The organism is Paramicrobacterium fandaimingii, assembly GCF_011751745.2.
Taxonomy (GTDB): Bacteria; Actinomycetota; Actinomycetes; order Actinomycetales; family Microbacteriaceae; genus Paramicrobacterium; species Paramicrobacterium fandaimingii.
Window position 1 is genome coordinate 3,602,592 of the sequence record NZ_CP061170.1, and the last position, 19,572, is coordinate 3,622,163.

Annotated in this window: 20 protein-coding genes; 8 read left to right on the top strand and 12 right to left on the bottom strand. The window is 62.5% G+C overall.

Annotated elements, in window-relative coordinates:
* Positions 1-8 precede the first annotated feature (8 nt).
* The 3 genes from HCR84_RS17410 to HCR84_RS17420 all read right to left on the bottom strand — a co-directional run bounded on the left by HCR84_RS17410 (position 9) and on the right by HCR84_RS17420 (position 2,392).
* A complete protein-coding gene (locus tag HCR84_RS17410; protein WP_166983121.1) occupies positions 9-266 on the bottom strand; it encodes a hypothetical protein in 258 nt (85 codons plus the stop codon).
* Between the two features lie 99 nt (positions 267-365).
* Positions 366-1,892, bottom strand: coding sequence for a DUF7059 domain-containing protein (locus tag HCR84_RS17415; protein ID WP_166983120.1), 1,527 nt, complete (start codon positions 1,890-1,892; stop codon positions 366-368).
* Positions 1,893-1,957: 65 nt separating this feature from the next.
* Complete coding sequence (locus tag HCR84_RS17420; protein WP_166983119.1) at positions 1,958-2,392, bottom strand: hypothetical protein; 435 nt, start codon at positions 2,390-2,392, stop codon at positions 1,958-1,960.
* Between the two features lie 187 nt (positions 2,393-2,579).
* Here HCR84_RS17420 and HCR84_RS17425 point away from each other — a divergent pair, with 187 nt between their 5' ends.
* Positions 2,580-4,691: a RecQ family ATP-dependent DNA helicase gene (locus tag HCR84_RS17425; protein ID WP_166983118.1), complete on the top strand. Its 2,112-nt coding sequence runs from the start codon at positions 2,580-2,582 to the stop codon at positions 4,689-4,691.
* Positions 4,692-4,730: 39 nt separating this feature from the next.
* Here HCR84_RS17425 and HCR84_RS17430 read toward each other — a convergent pair whose 3' ends face one another.
* Positions 4,731-5,099, bottom strand: coding sequence for a TraR/DksA family transcriptional regulator (locus tag HCR84_RS17430; protein ID WP_195706667.1), 369 nt, complete (start codon positions 5,097-5,099; stop codon positions 4,731-4,733).
* Between the two features lie 131 nt (positions 5,100-5,230).
* On the opposite strand from HCR84_RS17430, the gene HCR84_RS17435 reads away from it, so the two are divergent.
* From HCR84_RS17435 to HCR84_RS17465, 7 genes are all read left to right on the top strand, one after another.
* Positions 5,231-5,620, top strand: a complete 390-nt coding sequence (locus tag HCR84_RS17435) for a hypothetical protein (RefSeq protein WP_166983116.1) — start codon at positions 5,231-5,233, stop codon at positions 5,618-5,620.
* 86 nt (positions 5,621-5,706) lie between these two features.
* The gene (locus tag HCR84_RS17440) at positions 5,707-7,905 is read left to right on the top strand and encodes a DUF6049 family protein (protein ID WP_166983115.1); all 2,199 of its coding nucleotides are present in this window, start codon (positions 5,707-5,709) and stop codon (positions 7,903-7,905) included.
* Positions 7,898-9,538, top strand: a complete 1,641-nt coding sequence (gene murJ, locus HCR84_RS17445; RefSeq protein WP_166983114.1) for a murein biosynthesis integral membrane protein MurJ — start codon at positions 7,898-7,900, stop codon at positions 9,536-9,538. Before HCR84_RS17440 ends, murJ begins: the two co-directional genes overlap by 8 nt.
* Before the next feature lie 150 nt (positions 9,539-9,688).
* Positions 9,689-10,663: a thioredoxin-disulfide reductase gene (gene trxB, locus HCR84_RS17450; RefSeq protein WP_166983113.1), complete on the top strand. Its 975-nt coding sequence runs from the start codon at positions 9,689-9,691 to the stop codon at positions 10,661-10,663.
* Positions 10,664-10,709: 46 nt separating this feature from the next.
* Positions 10,710-11,033 carry a thioredoxin gene (gene trxA / locus HCR84_RS17455; protein WP_166983112.1) on the top strand — a complete coding sequence of 108 codons (324 nt, stop codon included), beginning with the start codon at positions 10,710-10,712 and terminating at the stop codon, positions 11,031-11,033.
* Positions 11,034-11,171: 138 nt separating this feature from the next.
* Entirely contained in the window at positions 11,172-12,494 is a 1,323-nt protein-coding gene (locus HCR84_RS17460) for an aminotransferase-like domain-containing protein (RefSeq protein WP_166983111.1), read from the top strand.
* Between the two features lie 25 nt (positions 12,495-12,519).
* Positions 12,520-13,473, top strand: coding sequence for a D-alanine--D-alanine ligase family protein (locus HCR84_RS17465; protein WP_166983110.1), 954 nt, complete (start codon positions 12,520-12,522; stop codon positions 13,471-13,473).
* An 83-nt stretch (positions 13,474-13,556) separates the two neighbouring features.
* Here the strand turns inward: HCR84_RS17465 and HCR84_RS17470 are convergent, their stop codons facing one another.
* The 8 genes from HCR84_RS17470 to rpmH form a co-directional block, all read right to left on the bottom strand.
* Positions 13,557-14,543: a ParB/RepB/Spo0J family partition protein gene (locus HCR84_RS17470; protein ID WP_166983109.1), complete on the bottom strand. Its 987-nt coding sequence runs from the start codon at positions 14,541-14,543 to the stop codon at positions 13,557-13,559.
* Positions 14,543-15,457 carry a ParA family protein gene (locus tag HCR84_RS17475; RefSeq protein WP_166983108.1) on the bottom strand — a complete coding sequence of 305 codons (915 nt, stop codon included), beginning with the start codon at positions 15,455-15,457 and terminating at the stop codon, positions 14,543-14,545. The genes HCR84_RS17470 and HCR84_RS17475 overlap by 1 nt, the downstream gene beginning before the upstream one ends.
* A 917-nt stretch (positions 15,458-16,374) precedes the next feature.
* Entirely contained in the window at positions 16,375-17,025 is a 651-nt protein-coding gene (rsmG, locus tag HCR84_RS17480) for a 16S rRNA (guanine(527)-N(7))-methyltransferase RsmG (protein ID WP_166983107.1), read from the bottom strand.
* 19 nt (positions 17,026-17,044) lie between these two features.
* Positions 17,045-17,530 (bottom strand): Jag family protein, encoded by a 486-nt coding sequence (locus HCR84_RS17485; RefSeq protein WP_166983106.1) that lies wholly within the window; start codon positions 17,528-17,530, stop codon positions 17,045-17,047.
* A gap of 2 nt (positions 17,531-17,532) precedes the next feature.
* Positions 17,533-18,570 (bottom strand): membrane protein insertase YidC, encoded by a 1,038-nt coding sequence (gene yidC / locus HCR84_RS17490; protein ID WP_166983105.1) that lies wholly within the window; start codon positions 18,568-18,570, stop codon positions 17,533-17,535.
* Between the two features lie 7 nt (positions 18,571-18,577).
* Complete coding sequence (gene yidD / locus HCR84_RS17495; protein WP_166983104.1) at positions 18,578-18,892, bottom strand: membrane protein insertion efficiency factor YidD; 315 nt, start codon at positions 18,890-18,892, stop codon at positions 18,578-18,580.
* A complete protein-coding gene (gene rnpA / locus HCR84_RS17500; RefSeq protein WP_166983103.1) occupies positions 18,889-19,245 on the bottom strand; it encodes a ribonuclease P protein component in 357 nt (118 codons plus the stop codon). The genes yidD and rnpA overlap by 4 nt, the downstream gene beginning before the upstream one ends.
* Positions 19,246-19,265: 20 nt before the next feature.
* Positions 19,266-19,403 carry a 50S ribosomal protein L34 gene (rpmH, locus tag HCR84_RS17505; RefSeq protein WP_098406230.1) on the bottom strand — a complete coding sequence of 46 codons (138 nt, stop codon included), beginning with the start codon at positions 19,401-19,403 and terminating at the stop codon, positions 19,266-19,268.
* Between the last annotated feature and the right edge of the window lie 169 nt (positions 19,404-19,572).

Sequence of the window (19,572 nt, forward strand, 5' to 3'; positions counted from 1 at the left end):
CGACACTGTCAGGCGGTAGCATCCATGCCCGGCTCTGTCCGTGTGTTGGCACCAGCCGTTGTCGCCGCCACCCGCAGGCGGCTGGCATCGCGGCGCCGCTGGGCGACACCTCTCAGCCAGGTTACGCCGCGTGAAAACAGCGAGACGTACGGCACAATCTGCTCGGGACTGAGCTCTGCAGCGCGCCGGTACTCTGCCGCGTGCTCCAGCGCACGCTCGTGCTGACGGTATTCGATTTCGTAGTACAGCTCCGGCGATGCGTTCATCGTTCCCACTCCCGATATCTCGTTCGATACCTCAAGAGTGCGAGCTAAGGTAGGCACGCCTCATCGGGCAGGTGCCTTATCTTGTGCGCGCGCTGCGCCTTAGTGACCGGGAAGTGTCAGGATGCCGTCGTCAACGAGGTCACGCACGCGGGGGAGCAGCTGCCTCTGCAGCCCCGGCTCGTCGACATCGAGCAGCTGAGAAAGTGCACCGATGATCGCGCCGACCGCGAGCTCGCCGTCACACGCTCCGATCAACGCGGCGAGCGCTGTGTCGAGGGGTACGCTGCGGCCGAAACCGCCACCCTGGCGCAGAATGATCGCGGTCGGGTCGTCACTGCCCGGCCAGTAGTGCTGCTCGAATGTGATGTCTCCGGTGACCACAAGCGTCGCGCCTGTGAGCGCCTCATCCGTCAGATGACTCTGCGCGTCGTGTGCGGCAACACACGCAGCAATGTGCACCCCCAGCCCGGCTTCGTTGTGTCCCTGTGCAGACAGTAACCGTTCATGACGGTTCCAGGGAATGGATGCTGTGTCGCGCCGCCGCAGATAGACATAGCCGAAACCGACCGAGCGCACCCCGCGCTGCTCGAAGTCGTCGAGCCATGCCGCATACAGCTCGTCGAAGCGTTCCGTGCCTTCACGCGTTCCACCGTCGCGAATCCAGGTCTCGGCATACTCGTCCGGAGACTGCACTTCGCGCTCAATCACCCAGGAGTCGAGCGTGCCAGCGGCATCCTCCCTCAGCCAGGCGCCCACACGATCGCGCCCGGACGTTCCGGCGTGGTACTCCCAGTTCGCCAGCATCTGAACCGTGCCGCCCAGCGTGAGATGGCGGGCGGCGCCCACAATGACAGACCGAACGATCTCGTCGCCGACAAGGCCGCCGTCACGGTATTCGTATGCCGGAACACCGGGCCGCCGCGGCGTGATCACAAACGGCGGATTGCTGACGATCTGGTCGAACCACTCACCCGCAACGGGCTCGAAGAGGCTCCCGAGCCGAAATTCAATGTTCGTCACCGCGTTGAGCTCGGCATTCAGCTGCGCCATCGCGAGAGCGCGCCGCGAAATGTCTGTGGCGACAACTCGCTGAGCATGGCGCGACGCGTGCAGGGCCTGGATGCCGCATCCCGTCCCGATATCGAGGACACTGTCGACCGGTCTCTGCACCATGAGCCCCGCGAGCGACAGCGAGGCCCCTCCAACGCCGAGCACGTGATCTTCGGCGAGCGCGCCCGGGCGGGCGAGCTCGCCGAGATCCGACACGATCCACCAGCTGCACGCACCATCCGCGTCGACAAAGCTGTATGGCCGCAGATCCCTCAGCGGACGGATGCGGTCGCCCGCCGCGGTCACCAGCTCGAGCTCCTCCGCACCCTCGATTCCCAGCGTCGGCACGGCCCTGTCGAACTCGGCGCGTGACACGTCGCTGCCTAACACGAAAAGCCGCGCAAGCGTCGCCGCGGGTGTCGCCGGCTGCCGCGCAAGCTGACGCAGGGCGGGAACGCGCTGGTTGCGGTGCAGCGCCGCCTCGGCCTCGTCGCCCCACAACGCCGTGAGCGTTGATACCGAGTACGCGGCGGACGTCAGGTCGAGTCTCAGTCGCTGAGCGAGCGTGTCTGTCACCTGACCATTCTCTCAGCAGGCATCCTGCGCGCGTGCACCCGACGTGCTGAAACCTGCCTGGCCGGTTACGACGCCTCAAGGTGGCCTTCGTAGTCGTCTGGCGCGAACCAGCGCACACCGGTTCGATGGCTGATCAGCTGCGCACGCACGCGAATCCCCCTGTCGCGAGCCGCCCGCGCCATCGAGCTTGCCCACACGCGATCGGGCAGCGTTACCGTCGATCCCGTCGGGCGCTCCCACACCAGAATCACCTCGGCGGCCCCGATCTCGTCCATAATCACGCGCAATCCTTCGATGCTGTGCTCGGTCGCGGCCTCGTCCGGCACGAGCGGCGCCCCGTCAACGGGAACGATCATCGGCAGCTGCACGCCGTTCTCGTCGAGAAAGAGGATCCACCACTTTCTCTTGATGGCCCGCCCGATGAGATCTGCCACCCTGTCTTCAATCTGCTCGTCGCTCACGAGTGGCCTGCGAGCGGCTTCTTCTGCACTGATTGTCATACGACGATGGTGCCCGGATGCTGCGGCCCCACGCGCCTCACGGGAGCTGCCTGTGTACACAGCGGCGTTCTCCACAGCCTCGCTGTCGCGTGCGCGTCATCCGCCCACAGGCGCAGCGCGGCGCGCTGTTCTCCACAGCTTCGACCGCGCCAGCCATGTTGTCAGTTGCATCTGATTTGCTGGGGGAGTGACTGACAGCACCCGCACAGCGGCACGTGAAAGCCTCCGAACCCTCGTCGGCCGCGATGACGCCGACTTTCACGAGGGGCAGTTCGAAGCGATCTCCGCACTCGTCGACGACCGCGAGCACACACTCGTCGTGCAGCGCACCGGCTGGGGAAAATCTGCCGTGTACTTCGTCGCGACGCTTCTTCTGCGTCGCGCAGGTGCCGGCCCGACGCTGCTGGTCTCACCGCTTCTCGCGCTCATGCGCGACCAGATCGCCGCCGCCGCGCGCGCCGGCGTGCGCGCAGCATCCATCAGCTCGGCAAACGCACACGAGTGGGGCGACGTGCTCGCCGCGCTCCAGCGCGACGAGATCGATGTTCTGCTCGTCTCGCCCGAGCGACTGAACAACCCGTCATTCCGCGACGAGCAGCTACCGCAGCTCGTCGATCGCACGGGACTCCTTGTCGTCGACGAGGCACACTGCATCTCAGACTGGGGCCACGACTTCCGCCCCGACTACCGTCGGCTGCGCGATCTCGTCGCCCGCATGCCGGCGAACGTTCCCGTGCTTGCCACAACGGCCACAGCAAACAAGCGCGTCGTCATCGACGTCCAAGAGCAGCTGAGCGCAGGCGCACAGCCGGTCACAACGATCAGAGGGCCTCTCGCCCGCCGATCGCTGCGTCTCGGCGCGCTTCGGCTTCCCGACAACGCGGCGCGACTCGCGTGGCTTCTCAGCCACCTCGGCGATCTCTCCGGAAGCGGCATCATCTACGCGCTCACCGTGTCGGCGGCGGAAGACACCGCGCAGCTGCTGCGCGAGGCGGGCCACAACGTTCTTGCCTACACGGGCCGCACCGATCCGGCCGAACGCGAGCGGGCCGAAGCGGCTCTCAAAGAGAACGAGGTGAAGGCCCTTGTCGCGACGAGCGCCCTCGGCATGGGGTTCGACAAACCCGACCTCGGCTTCGTCGTTCACCTCGGCGCACCGTCATCGCCGGTTGCCTACTACCAGCAGGTGGGCCGGGCGGGCCGTGCAACGGAGCATGCCGACGTGCTGCTTCTGCCCGGTGAGGAAGATCGCGCGATCTGGCGCTATTTTGCGACAGCATCCATGCCCGATGAGCAGTCGGCGACGGCCGTGCTCTCCGCACTTGGCGAATCAGATCGCCCGCTATCCACCCCAGGCCTCGAGTCACGCGTCGATCTCAAGCGCAGCGCGCTCGAACTGCTGCTGAAGGTGCTCGACGTCGACGGTGCCGTTCAGCGTGTGCAGGGCGGCTGGTTGTCGACGGGCCAGCCATGGCAATACGACAGGAAGCGCTACGAGCGCATCGCCGCCGAGCGCACGGCCGAGCAGAACGCCATGATCGAGTACGAGGCTGGCAACGAGTGCCGCATGGCGTTTCTGCAACGTCAGCTCGACGATGACACGGCTCTTGCGTGCGGGCGCTGCGACGTCTGCGCTGGAGCCTGGTACCCGGTCGATGCCGCAGACTCGGCGCGGGATGCCGCGGCAAGGAGCCTCACCCGTGTCGGCGTGGTCATCGAACCTCGAGCTCAGTGGCCCACCGGTTCCGCCCAGGTGGGGCTTCCGGTCACGGGGCGCATCGCCGCAGAACAGCGGCTCGAGCCAGGCCGTGCCCTTGCACGTCTCACTGACCTCGGCTGGGGAGGGCGGCTGCGCGAGATCTTCGCGCCGAACGCCCCAGACGACGCCGTGGACCGGGCACTTCTCGACGCGTGTGTGCGCGTACTTGCCGACTGGGGATGGAACGAGCGGCCCAGCGCCATCGTCTCCGTGCCGTCGCTCAGCCGTCCTCAGCTCGTCGACTCCCTCGCCGCGGGGCTGTCGTCAATCGGCCGAATTCCCTACCTCGGGGCGCTCGATGTCGAGTCCACGACGTCCGCATCCGACAGCATGAACAGCGTTTTTCGGCTCGCATCTGTGTGGGGACGGTTTCACATCGGCCCCGAGCTGGCGCAGGGTCTTGCGGCACACGCGGGTTCGCCGATTCTGCTCGTCGATGACCGTTCTGACAGCAGATGGACACTCACCGTCGCGGGGCAGACACTGCTTTCCGGCGGTGCCGGCTCCGTTTTGCCGTTTGCTCTCGCCCTCCAGGCGTAGCGCACCCGGTGACGCGCGCCGTCAGGTCACGCAGCCTGGTCAGCCGTGCGTTTCGGCTTTGCGTGCGCAGTCAATGCAGAGTGTTGCGTAGGGCCTGGCCTCAAGTCGCGGGCGGCCGATGGCGTTGCCACACGATTCGCACGTGCCGAACTCTTTGTTCTTAATCCGCTCGAGAGCGGCATCGAGCTCTCGAAGCTCGTTCTCGCCTTCGGTCTGCAGTCCCGTGAGTTTCGACCACTCGTCCGACATCGTGGGGCCTTCGGGGTCGTGCTCGTCATCATTCGTACCTTCACCGAGTGATTCGCGCACCTCTTCCAGCGCCTCATCATTCGACGTCATGAGGTGCACGAGTTCATCTTTGCGACGGTGCAGAACATCGGCAAAGTGCTCAAGTGTGTTGTCGCTCAATCGTGAAGTGGCCATAGACCATCGTGACATACTGTCGCCAAATCACACGGAACCGCGCGAACCCCAAGTGGCACCCACTGTTGAAGTCGTAGGCTGGAAAGGCAGATCGATACGACCGAAAGCGAGGCGACATGAGTGAGTCACTCGCCCGTTTGCGCGCAGACGCGCGTCTCGAGCTTGATGTGCTCATTGAACGTCGATCGCGCGCCGGCGAAGACCCGTGGGATTTTCTTCAGTTTCTCCCCACCGTCGACCAGCTCGTCGTTCGGGCGCTCCGCGACGACGAGCTCGACCGCACAGGAAAGACCGCCGAGTTTCTGCTCGCGCGACTTGGCGAGAAGACACAGCGCCCGGATGCCGCACGGCTCCGCATCGAGGCGGATCGCCTTGAGTATGGAATTCTGCGTGAGATCGCGCATCGGCACCCCGAGCTCACACGTGCCGTGTGGACGCTCGCTGGCGACCTCGACCACGCGCAGATCTCGCCTGCAGAACCCGCCACGCGTCGCGGCGAGGAGTAGGGCGCTCCGACCGTACTCAGGCAAGGTGAGCCTCGTACATCGTAGAATCGGCTGAGCCCTCGCCCGTCGCGGTGGCTCCCAACACTATGACTCTTCCTTCGACTCTTGCGCGCGCGGCCGTTGTCGCAGCCGTCGGCTTGTCGTCCCTTGCGCTCACACCGTCAGCGACAGCCGCCGGTCACGTGTCGACCGCCGCGGAGTCCTCCGACGATGTCGTGCTCGCTGTCGAGCTGCTCGACACACCTCTTCTGCCGGACGGCGAGATGAGGGCGAGCATCACCGTCACCAATTCCACTGACGATTCGCTGTCGTCTGGGCACGTCGTGTTATCTGCCGGAGACCGTCCCGTTGAGTCCCGTGCCGCCCTGAGCACATTCCTCGACGCCACCGCGGCCGACACCGAGTCGTCGACGACTCTCGAGACTCTCGACATTCCCGCGATCGACCCGAATTCCACCTGGACGAGCACCCCGGTGACAGTGACAACAGACGACCTTGCACTTCCCGAGACGTTCGGAGCATATGCCTTTGCGGGCACATATGTTTCCGGTGCGGTCACCGCGCAATCGCGCGACGCGTTCGTCTTCGAAGCGGGCACACTCCCACAGCCGACCACCGTCGCGGTTGCCGTTCCGATCACCCTTCCCCCTGAGGCCGACAGTCTCATCAACGCCGAGGATCTTGAGGCCTACACGTCCGAGGCCGGTCTGCTCACGCAGCAGCTTGATGGCGTGCTGGGCCACAATGTCGCCATCGCGATAGACCCACGCATCATCGCGTCCATCCGCGTTCTCGGTTCGGCCGCTCCCGACACGGCCGTTGAATGGCTCGCGCGCCTCGAGAGCGCACCCAACGATACATTCCCTCTGCAGTATGCGGATGCCGATCCGACGGCGCAGCTTCAGGCGGGAGCCGAATCGCTGCAGCAGCCGTCCTCGCTGCTGTTCGGCATCGACCCGAACAATTTCACCCCGCCCGAGAACGACAACCCCGAGGCGCCCACGCCGACCGACACCGCAACGCCGAGCACAAACGACGTCGATGCGACTCCGACGCCAACGCCCCCCGTGAACTCAGACGGCATCCCCTCGCTCGAGACTCTTCTCGACTTTCCCTATACTTTCCCGTCTGCCATCTGGCCAGACGACAATACGGTGACCGCAGCCGACCTCGCTGGCTTCGAGTCGTCGAAACTGGGTCCGGTGATCATCTCGTCATCGAATACGTCCGCGGGAGCACACACCACGATCAATGGCAAGATCACGCTCGGCGACTCCACAGCCTTCATCTCAGACGCCGCTGCGTCTCGCGATCTGAGGCGCGCGGCGACGGCGGCGAGCGACACGGCGCAGAGCGACGCGATCTCTGGCCTTGAAGCGAAGCTCGCGATCATCGCAAATGAGTCCGGCGCGAGCAGTCGCAGCATCCTTCTCACGCTTGACCGCACCTGGCCGACGAGCGCTGAAAGAATGTCGTCGGTACTGTCCATCCTCGAGTCGGCACCGGGCATCACGATGGGTTCCCTCGGATCGCTCGAGACCTCTGACCGGGGCGACGTCAGCCTCGTCGACAAGCCGCAGTCCGATGAGCGCCTGTCAACGTTTAGCCGCATCGCTTCCTTTGATGACGACATTGCCTCGTTCGCCACGGCAATCTCAGACCCAAGCCTGCTCATCGGCCGACACAACGCAGCCAAACTTGCGGAGTACTCCGTTGGCTGGCGCGCAGACTCCACCGATTGGGCCGATGACGTTGCGTCTTTCGAAGAGAGCACTCAGGACGTGCTCACCTCGGTGACCATTGTGCAATCGAGTCCGATCTTGATGATTGCCGACCAGATCTCCATCAAGATCTCTGTGCGCAACAGTCTCGATCTGCCCGTGCATGTGGTCATGAGGGCAGCGCCCGACAACCCGAGGCTCGCCGTCGAGTCATCCGAGCTCACGGAGATTCCGGCGAAGACTCAGCAGTCTGTCGCCATCCCTGTCACGGCGCGACTGGGCAACGGAGACGTTAACCTGCGACTCAACCTGTACACGGCAGACGGCGTATCGATCACCAACAGTTCGACAGTTCCCGTCACCGTGCGTGCCGACTGGGAGCGCATCGGCACGATCATTCTCATCGGCGGCGTGAGCCTGCTCTTCGTGTTCGGCGTCATCCGCACGGTGCTGCGTCGGCGCCGCGAGCGCACGGCGAGTGTGATCGCATCCGCTGCCGAGGCGACAGACGTAGACGACGCAGAGCACAGCGACGACGCTCAGGGAAGGCGCGACGATGGCTGATCCCGAGCCGAGCCCGCGCGATAACATCGGTCGTGCCAGCCTGTTTCTCGCGTCGGGAACGATCGTCAGTCGCCTTCTCGGGTTCGCGAAGGCCGTGCTTCTCGCCGCCGCCATCGGCAGCGTCGGGAGTGCGAGCGCCGACGCATTCGGCGTCGCCAACGCCCTGCCCAACCAGATCTACTCGATCGTCGCCGGGGGAGTGCTCAGCGCAATCCTCGTGCCAACGATCGTGCGGGCGATCGTGGGGGAGGACCGCGGGCGGGCCTACATCAACAAGCTGCTGACCGTTGCGCTCGTGCTGCTCCTCGCGGTGACGCTCGTCGTCACGATCGCGGCGCCGTATATCGTCAACCTGTATCTGCTCAGCGGCGACATCGACCCCGAAGCGCGCGCCCTCGCCACGGCTTTCGCGTACTGGTGCATTCCCCAGGTGCTGTTCTACGGCCTCTACTCTCTCGTCGGCGAGATTCTCAACGCGCATAAGCTCTTCGGACCCTTCACATGGGCGCCAGCCGTCAACAACGTCATCGCCATGGCTGGGCTCGTCACCTTCATGGTGATTTTCGGGGCGGATGCCGCGGGCGCACGGCTTGTCAGCGAGTGGTCACCCTCCATGATCATGGTTCTTGCGGGGTCTGCCACAGCAGGAATCGCGGCTCAGGCACTCACCCTGTTCTTCTTCTGGCGCCGCATCGGGCTGTCGTACCGTCCCGATTTTCGTTGGCGAGGCATTGGCCTGAGGGCAACGGGGAAGCTCGCAGGCTGGACGTTCGCGTCGCTTCTGCTCACGCAGCTGGGAGGGCTCGTGCAGACGAACGTGGCGATGCTCGCGTCTGGCCAGGGCGCATCAACGTCGGCCCTTCAGAACTCCTGGTTGATCATCATGCTTCCGCACTCGGTCATTGCCGTTTCCGTTGCGACTGCATACTTCACCCGCATGGCCGAGCACGTGCACGCGGGACGGCTTGAGAGCATGAAAGAAGACGTCGCGCGCGCCGCCAGGCAGATCACGCTTCTCGTCGTCCCCGCTGGGGCCGTGATCGCCGTTGTCGCGCTGCCCTTCTCAAGTCTCTTCAACGGGACACACGACCAGGCCGGTCAGATGGCACTGGTGATCCTCGCATACCTGGGAAACCTGCTCCCCTTCACGCTGCTGTTCGTCGTGCAGCGAACGTTCTTCGCTCTCGGCGACACCCGCACCCCGTTCCTCTCCGCCGTCGTGCAGGTGAGCGTGTTCATCACCCTCTGCCTGCTGTGCTCAATGCTCCCTCCCGAGACAATCGGCGTCGGGCTCGCCGCATCCATCTCGGTCGCCGGCCTCGTGCAGCTGATCGTCGGCTACCTCCTGCTGCGACGCAAGATCGGCGGTCTCGGCGCACGGCCCGTTCTTCTCGCCGTTCTGAGGTTCGTTCTCGCTGCCCTCCCCGCCGCAGCCGTTGGGTGGCTCATCACGTGGCAGTTGGGGGCAACCGTGGACGGAGGCTTTGCCGTTGGCTCAGCGCTCGGTGCCATCGCGACGATGGCGATCGTCGGAATCGCCATGGCCCTCGTCTACTTCGGCATCCTCCTTCTCACGCGCACCCCAGATCTCAAGGGTGCGCTCGCCCCGCTGCGACGTCGTCTCGGACGCTGACCTTCCCTCCGGAGAATGTAACCAGTCACTCCGGTTACGTTCACCGACCTTGCTCCTGGGCAGCAGGGACGCAGGCAACACTCACCCGCTTGGAATACACGCTGGATACACTGTGTTCTACTCGACAGAATCAAACGTCAGGAGACTTGCGTGCACAACGTCATCATCATCGGGTCCGGCCCTGCCGGCTACACCGCGGCGATCTATGCGGCGCGCGCAGAGCTTGAGCCGATTGTCATCGCCAGTTCTGTCGAGGCGGGTGGAGAGCTTATGAACACGACAGACGTCGAGAACTTCCCTGGCTTTCCCGAGGGCATTCTCGGGCCCGACCTCATGACGAAGATGCAGGCTCAGGCCGAACGCTTCGGCACGAAGGTCGTCTATGACGATGTCGACACCGTTCAGCTCGATGGCCCCGTCAAGACGGTGAAGACCATGCTCGGCGACACGTATGAGGCACGCTCCGTGATCATCGCGACGGGTTCGGCATATCGCAAGATCGGCATCAGCGACGAAGAGCGACTGTCTGGTCGCGGCGTCAGCTGGTGCGCAACGTGCGACGGCTTCTTCTTCAAGGGCAAGACGATCGCCGTCGTCGGCGGCGGCGACTCCGCAATGGAAGAGGCAACGTTCCTCACCCGCTTCGCCGAGAAGGTCTACCTCGTACACCGCCGCGACACCCTCCGCGCCTCCAAGATCATGCAGGAGCGAGCCTTCACGAACCCCAAGATCGAGTTTGTGTGGAACAACGAAGTGGTCGGCATCACGGGCGAGAATGCTGTCACCGGGCTCGCGCTGCGCAGCACAACAGACGGCAGCGCGTCGAACCTCGACGTTCAGGGCCTCTTCGTTGCGATCGGCAACGACCCGCGCACGCACCTCGTGCACGGTCAGCTCGAGCTCACGCCAGAAGGAACGATCGCCGTTGACGGCCGCTCGTCGAAGACAAACCTTCCCGGAGTGTTCGCCGCCGGCGACGTGATCGACCCCACATACCGCCAGGCAGCGACGGCGGCAGGGAGCGGAACCGTGGCCGCACTTGATGCGGAACATTACCTCGCTGCCTTAGACGAAGCCGGGCACCCAGACCCCGGAGCCGACCAACTTGCCGGTCACGTCGCCTGACGGTGACCGACAGCATCCGCTTTATACCGACAATAAAGGAGACATCATGACCGCTCGCGACGTAACCGAGCAGACATTCGAGGCCGAGGTCTTGAAGTCTGACAAGCCCGTTCTCGTAGATTTCTGGGCCGCGTGGTGCGGACCGTGTCGCATGGTCTCGCCGATTCTCGACGAGATCGCGTCTGAGAACAGCGAGAAGATCGATATCGTCAAGGTGAACGTCGATGAGAACCCCAACCTTGCGATGAAGTACCAGATCACATCGATCCCCGCCATGAAGGTGTTCAAGGCCGGCGAGGTTTCGACGTCGATCGTCGGAGCGAAGCCGAAGCCTGCTCTCGAAGCCGACCTCGCCGCCTACCTTTCGTAGCCGACGAGACTGCATCGACCCGTCCGGCCTACCGGACGGGTCGATTGTTTTAACGGGCATCCGACCACGCGAATGGTGACGCGTCCCCGGGTATTGCCGACCACGACTACCATGAGCACAGAGAAGAAACGGAATCACGTGACACAACAAGGCCGACCCAGTTCACCCGGAAACAACCTCGATCCCTGGTACTCCAGCTACGCCGCGCGCGCAGCCGGTCTTGCCGCGAGTGAAGTACGGGCCCTGTTCGCGGTGGCCTCGCGTCCGGAAGTCGTCTCGCTCGCCGGCGGCATGCCCTTTGTCTCCGCGCTGCCCGAAGATCTCGTCACGGGCGCTATGGATCGCGTCATGCGGGAGCAGGGGCCCACCGCCCTGCAATACGGTTCTGGGCAAGGGGTGCCCGCGCTCCGCGAGCAGATTCTCGACGTCATGGCCCTTGAGGGCATTTCGGCACGGGCCTCCGACGTCGTGGTCACGACGGGCAGTCAGCACGCCCTCGAGCTCTTCAGCAAACTCTTTCTCGATCCGGGCGACGTTGTCATCTCGGAAGGCCCAAGCTACGTCACGGCCATGGTCATCTTCAAGAGCTACCAGGCCGAAGTGTCGCATGTTCCCATGGACGACGACGGGCTCCAGCCGGAAGCCCTCCGGCAGCGCATCGCTGCGCTCACGGCCGAGGGCAAGCGCATCAAGTTTCTCTACACGATCCCCACGTTTCACAACCCGGCGGGCGTCACCCTCGCCGAGAGCCGACGGGCTGAGATTCTCGAGATCGCGAAGCAGAACGGCATCCTCGTACTCGAGGACAACCCGTATGGTCTTCTCTACTTCGACAAGGAGCCGCCGAAGGCACTGCGTTCGCTCGACGAGGAGGGCGTCGTATATCTCGGCACGTTCTCGAAGACCCTCGCGCCAGGCTTCCGTGTCGGCTGGGCACTCGCACCGCATGCAATTCGCGAGAAGCTGATCCTCGCGAACGAGGCGGCGGTTCTGTCTCCGTCGTCATTCAGTCAGCTCGTGATCTCCGAGTACTTGTCGAGTGCCGATTGGAAGGGCCAGATCGATACGTTCCGCGGCCTCTATCGTGAGCGCAAGCAGACAATGATTTCGGCGCTCGAAGAGCACCTGCCCACGTGCACATGGACGAACCCGTCCGGGGGTTTCTACGTGTGGCTGACGCTTCCGGAGGGGCTCGATTCCAAGGCAATGCTCCCCCGCGCCGTCAAAGAGCTCGTTGCCTATACTCCGGGCACCGCCTTCTACGGTGACGGGGGAGGGGCACAGAACGTGCGGCTCTCATTTTGCTATCCCACCCCGGAGCAGATCCGCGTTGGCGTCAGACGTCTCGCCAATGTCGTCAACGGAGAGATCGATCTGCTGCACACGTTCGGTGGGTCGAGCTCACTGTCCGCGCGAAACACCGAACGAACATATAACGCGCCCCCGCCAGACATGTCGTGAAACGCAGATTGGAAAACACCTGATCATGACGCAAAAACCCGCACTCGACATCACGGTCCTCGCCGGCGGGATCTCTCACGAGCGAGATGTCTCACTGCGCTCAGGAGCACGGCTGTCTGACGAGCTTCGTCGCGCGGGCCACCGGGTGACGGTGCGCGAGCCCAACGCGACACTCTTCGCCGATATTGCCGACAACGCTCCTGACGTCGTGTGGCCAGCGCTGCATGGCGCAAGCGGTGAAGATGGCGCGCTGCAGGCACTGCTGCGTGCCCGTGATATCCGATATGTCGGCTCTCATTCGGAGGCTGCCGGTCTCGCCTGGTTCAAACCGACAGCGAAGGTCCTCGTGGACCGCGCCGGTTACGCGACCCCGAAGTGGCTGTCGCTTCCCCAAGAGACATTCCGCGAGCTCGGCGCCGGGGGAGTGTTGGGCGAAGTCCTCGCGGGCATTGGAACACCGGCGGTTGTGAAGCCCGCGCAGGGGGGCTCTGCACAAGGTGTCACGATCGTCGACGACTCACGTGCTCTCCCGCGTGCCATGGTCGACGCATACACGTATTCAGACACCGCTCTTGTTGAACAGAAGATCGAGGGCGTTGAGCTTGCCATCGCCGTCATCGACACCGGAGACGGCCCGCGTGCGCTCCCCGCTGTCGAGATCGAGCCTGTGTCGGGCGTGTACAGCTTCGAGGCTCGTTACAACGCGGGCGAAACCATGTTTTACGCCCCCGCGCGCATCGATGACGAGGTTGCCGCTCGTGCGGCGGAGACAGCCGTCGAAATTCACCAATTGCTTGGTCTGCGGCACATTTCGCGCATCGATGTGATTGTCGATGCCGAAGGCACCGTGTGGTTCCTCGAAGCGAACATGCTCCCCGGGCTGACCGAGACGTCACTCGTTCCTCAGGCAATCGAGGCAGCGGGCCTCACCCTCAGTTCTGTCTACAGTGGCTTGGTGTCGCACGCGCTGACTGACTGAGAGATCACATCAGCCGACCAGAGAAGCGGGCAGTGACGATGATCGTCACTGCCCGCTTCTTTGTTCACACTCCGGTTTTCGGCTTAGCCACTGTACGGGTCTTCGCCGATTTCACCCAGGATGCGGTTGAGGTCGCCAATTGTCGCGAAATCGACCACGATCTGGCCTTTCTTTGCTCCAAGCGTCACTTTGACGCGGGTATTGAGGCGGTCCCCCAGGCGCTCACCCACCGAATCAAGCTGTCCCCGGCGCGATCCTGGCTTTGCCTTCGGCCGCGTGCTTGCCGTCATACGCTTTGCCGCTTCTTCAGCGGCACGAACAGACAAGTCTTCGTTGACAATCTTCGCTGCCAGGCGCGCCATGAGGTCGGGTTCGCTGACCGAGAGGATTGTGCGGGCGTGCCCGGCGCTGAGCACGCCGGCCGCAACCTTCGTCTGCACGTCGGTTGGCAGGCGAAGCAGTCGAATCGTGTTCGTGATCTGTGGCCTGGATCGCCCGATACGGTCGGCAAGCTGCTCTTGAGTGATTCCGAAGTCCTCGAGCAGCTGCTGGTAAGCAGACGCCTCCTCCAACGGGTTCAGCTCTGAACGATGCAGGTTCTCCAGAAGCGCGTCTCGCAACATCGCATCGTCGGCGGTGTCCTTGATCACGGCAGGGATGCTGTCGAGCTGCGCTTCCTTTGCGGCACGCAGTCGCCGCTCACCCATAATGAGTTCGTAGATTCCCGCGTCGGCGTCATGCGTCCGCACGACAATGGGCTGAAGTACACCGAACTCGCGGATGCTGTGCACCAGTTCAGCAAGATCATCTGGGTCGAAATTGCGTCGCGGCTGGTTCGCGTTGGGAATGATTGTGTTCGGGTCAAGCGCGACAAGCTGCGCCCCGGGAACAGCCTTCAGTTCCGTCTGCTCAGACGCCGAGGCAGTCTCACTCGTAGGAATATCAACGGGAAGTGATCGCGCTGAGTCGGGAAAGAAGACGTCAACGGGCCGCGCCGTCGCGGCTCCCTCCGTCTGCGTCGGGATCAGCGCACCGATGCCGCGTCCCAAGCCTGTTCGTCGAGTTGCCATTAGTTGCGTTCCTTCTTCTGAGTCGAATCCCTGCCGGCGATCTCCGCCGCTGCTTCAAGGTACGAGACGGCACCGATGCCGCTGGGATCATGACTGATCACGGTCTGTCCGAAGCTCGGTGCTTCTGAGATGCGCACCGCCCGGGGGATGATCGCATCGAGAACTTCCTCGGGGAAGTGTGCGCGAACATCATCTGCAACTTGATTTGCCAGGTTTGTGCGGGAGTCGAACATCGTCAGAAGGATGGTGGACAGATGCAGCGCGGGGTTAAGGTGCTTTTGAATGAGTTGGATGCTGTTGAGGAGCTGGCTCAGTCCCTCGAGTGCGTAGTACTCGCACTGAATCGGAATGAGCACTTCTGTTGCGGCGACGAAGCCGTTGATCGTCAGTAGACCGAGCGATGGTGGGCAGTCGATGAAGATGTAATCCCACGATGTATCGTTCGCTGAAGCGCGCTTTACAAAATCGTCGAGCGCAGTGCGCAGCCGATGCTCGCGTGCCACCTGGGAAACCAGCTCGATCTCAGCCCCGGCGAGATGGATCGTCGATGGCACACAGTACAGCTGGTCAAATTCGGGGCTCTTCTGAATGACGTCTTCCAAAGGGAAGTCATCGATGAGCACGTCGTACACGCTGGGAACTTCCGACGTGTGATCAACACCAAGTGCCGTGGACGCATTGCCCTGGGGATCAAGGTCAATGACGAGCACCTTGAGACCGTGCTTGGCGAATGCCGCCGCGATATTTACCGTCGTCGTCGTTTTCCCGACACCACCCTTTTGGTTCGAGATCGTGAAGATCCGAGTGCTGTCGGGTCGCTGAACACTGACGTCTGCCAGGGTTTTGCGTCGTTCGGTCAGGGCCGCCAGATCGCGAGCGAGGGGAGTGGACGCGTCAAACGAGACCTCCGTCATGCGACAGTCACCACTTCATCCCCATGTTTCACGTGAAACCCTCCGTCGAAACCGTACTTATCAACTGTACGCGTTGAACGGCCGTAGCGCATGCCTTCCGGCAACGTTTGGTCACCAATCACCGCGTCACATCAGCAGATGTTTCACGTGAAACATCTCGGCCGACGTTCGGGGGAATTACAGCAGAGAATCCGGTCAGACCACCATCCGCGCTCCAAAACCCGGCCCGGTGTCTCATGACCGAAGTCGCCCAAAGCCGCTTAGGATGCTTCCTGTGAAAACTGACAGAGAAATCGCCTGGTCACTGGGAGAAACGAGCTGCCCGAAAATCCGCCTGATTTGGGCCGAAAAGACCGAACGTGTCCCGGGCCATGGCGATCCGACGACGGGCTGCACGTTGCCCCACATCGCTCTAGCCTCGACCAGGCGTGGAGCACGTTACGTCCCAACACGAACCGCCGGGGGCGCCTTCTCAGACAGGTGGGCGACATCGTCGACACAGACGCGCGTCGCGAGCATTGGGGTGGTGAGGTAGGCGCACCACGAGAAGCCCGACATTCACCGATGCCAGAGGCAGGCCCCGCCTGCGAACTCTCCAAAGCTCGCGACACCGATGAAGATAAGAGCCACGGCGACGATGCTCGTGGCCGCCTCTGGCTCAGAGTTCGCGAGCAACCAAAGCGGGTGATATCGGCTGCATGCCCTGCTCTCGCTCCGCTGCCCGACGCCCTCGTTGATCACGATGTTTCACGTGAAACAACGCCTGGATTCTCTCCACAGCTTCACCGGGCCTGTGGATAACTTCCGTCATGTCGGTCCAAGGCGCCGCCGGAGAACCGCGGGTTTCCGCGCCTATTTCGGGATTCTCACCACGACGCGCGCCCTGTGGAAGTGGGGGAGATATCCACAAGCGCGAGCTAAGCACGAACGTCTGCTCTCACGACACGTGTCGGTTCGGCGATTACGCCGGCGCCGACCACTTGCACGCGAGCATTGGAAACCTCAAATTTGCGCAACTCTTTTTGGGCGGCGTCGATCTCCGCCTGCGCGTTCGCGCCCTTCATCAACAACAATTCACCACCGTCACGCGCCAGAGGCGCGGTGAGTTTGAGAAGCTTGCGAAGCGCGCTGACGGCTCGCGCAGTGACCTGATCGAGCGGGTGCTCAAGCACCGCCTCTTCAGCTCGAGCACGCACGACAGATACGTTGCTCAAGTCAAGCTCGCTCACCTGCTCGGAAAGCCACGTCACCCGGCGCTCCATCGGCTCAATCAGAGTCACGTGCACATCGGGCCGGGCGATTGCGAGCACAAGTCCAGGGAGACCTGCACCAGACCCGACGTCCCCGAGATACCCCGCCTTCAGGAGGGGAGCGACGACCCCACTGTTGAGGATGTGCCGTGTCCAGAGCCGGGGAAGCTCAAGCGGACCAATGAGACCTCGCTCCTCGCCGTGCTCAGCGAGATTCGCTGTAAACCGGCGAATGGCGTCAAGCCGGTCCCCAAACACAATGGCAGCTTCAGCGGGCTCCTCTTCGAGAACCGGCTCTGCGGGAGACGAATCACTCATCGTGTTTCACGTGAAACATTCATCGACGAGTGATCACCGTGTGCCGCCCACGGCCTTCGCCATGCGACTCCGAAACGAACCCGCGCTCGGAGACGATGTCGTGAACAAGCTTGCGCTCATAGCTCGACATCGGAGGAAGATCGGCTTCCGTCGAACCGCCCTCAATACGGGAAATAGCCTGGTCCACCAAAGTGGCGAGCTCCGCCTGCCGAGCCTCACGAGAGCCCGCGATATCCAAGATCACCCTCGAGAACTCACCGGTTTCGGTCTGCACAGCGAGCCGCGTCAACTCCTGCAGAGCATTGACGACGTCTGGCTTGGCCAGCCGGGACAGCTCCCCATCAGGATCCGAAACCGAAACGTACGCCCGCTCGTTGCGCACATCGATGTCAATATCTCCGCCAAGGTCGCAGATATCCAGAAACTCTTCAATGTAATCGGCCGCGGCATCGCCCTCGCGATCAGTGGCTTCTGTGCTCTGGGTATCGTTCATCGTCTCGGACATGTCTATTTCTTCCCTTTGGAATCGGGCGCTTTCGGCTTTGAGTCTGGATTCTTCTTCGGTTGCGGCTGTGGCGCGGGCTTCCCCTGCTGAGCGAGTTTCTTCGCTCTGTTCTTGTTCACGGGCTGCTGCCGCTGCGCAGGCTTCTTCTCCTCAACGACGATGGGGTCATCGGCCTTCGCCAACTTATCGATCTTTCCCTTGCGGGCAAGACGAGCTTCGCGCTCACGCGCAGCCTCTGTACCAGGCGTCGGCATGTTGCGAATGATGATGAACTGCTGCGCCATTGTCCAAATGTTGGAGACGAGCCAGTAGAACATCACACCGAGAGGGAACGCGAAGCCAGAGAAGAGGAAGACGAACGGAAGCAGGTAGAGCAGAATGCGCTGCTGCTTAAACATCGGAGAAGCCTTCGTCTCCTCGGAAATGTTCTTCGACATGATCTGCAGCTGGGTGAAGAACTGCGAACTCGTCATCAGCGCGACCATGATGGCCGCGATGACCATGACAGCGACAGCCGGAGGAGTCGCGTTCATAGCGTCCTGAAAGCTGGAGTGCAGAGGTGCCATGCCGAACAGCGACGCATCGCCGAACAGGGACGCGAGTTCTTGGTTCAGCGGCCCGACGCCCTGCTTGCCAGAAGCAGCTTCACGGAGCACCGAAAACAACGAAAAGAAAATTGGCATCTGAACGAGCAGGGGAAGGCACGAACCCATCGGGTTGGTGCCCGTTTTCTTGTACAACGCCATTGTCTCGCGGCTCATCGCCTCGCGAGACATCTGGTCACGCTTGCCTTTGTACTTGTCTTGAATCTTCTTGAGCTGGGGTGCGACCTCCATCATTCTGCGCTGATTCTTGATCTGCTTCACAAACAGCGGAATCAGAAGCGCACGCACGACAAGCACAAGACCGACGATCGAAAGCACCCAGGTCAGCCCGGCAGCAGGATCCATTCCCACAAACGAGAAGATGGAATGGAATGTTACAAGGATCAGCTCGACCGCCCATTTGAGCGGCCAGAGGATCGTACCGATGATGTCCATGGGGCGATCAGTTCTTTCTGTCGGTAGGGGAGACCACAAACCCGTGAGGGGTCACGGCATAACGGAAGTTCTTCTTTGCAGGCACGTCATCGATTCCACCGGCCGCCCAAGGATGGCAGCGAAGGATTCGCCGAATACCCATCACCGATCCGATCGCGACTCCATGGATCTGAATCGCCTGAAACGCGTAAGCGGAACACGACGGATAGTACCGACAGACATCGCCGTACAAGGGCGAAATGATGCGTCGATACACCTGCAGCACAGCCACAGCAAGGTTGCGCGGAATCAGCAGAACAGTACGAAGCACGTCACCGATCATCGAGTGGCCGCCTGTGTAACCGCTCGCGCGACATCGTCCCTGAGCTCGTCATAAGACGCGCCCGCCGCCGACGGCAACGCACGAAACACCAGATCAAGTCCCAAAAGCGATTGTTTCGGAACCACAGTGCCCTGCAGCACATCGTGCGAGAGCGCCTTCAGACGTCGACGAACTCTGTTGCGTGTCACAGCGTTGCCCACCGTTTTCGCAACAATGAACCCGAATCGTGGTTCCCCACCATTCGGGTTCTTCGTTGTGTAAGTCACGGTACTCCCGCCAGCGCTGCGACGACCTCGGCGCACGACATGCTTGTAGTCAGAAGCGCTCGTGATGCGATGAGCCTTGTCGAGCACTGTCGGCGTAATGCCGTCTGCTACGCAGAAAGCTCGGTGCGGCCCTTGCGGCGGCGAGCCGACACAATGGCACGGCCGGCGCGGGTGCGCATGCGCGCACGGAACCCGTGAACCTTTGCACGACGACGGTTGTTCGGCTGGAACGTTCTCTTGCTCATAATTTCTCCTGGAGGATACCCGCCGCATGGCCTTGCAACGGGAAAGCTGTGGCCCGACGACAAATCGGGCTGCGTCAACTGATTAAAACTACGTGGTTGCACAGTTCCGGTCAAACTGCACGAAACAAAAAGTGGAATTATCCACAACTTTCACAGACTTGAATGCAGC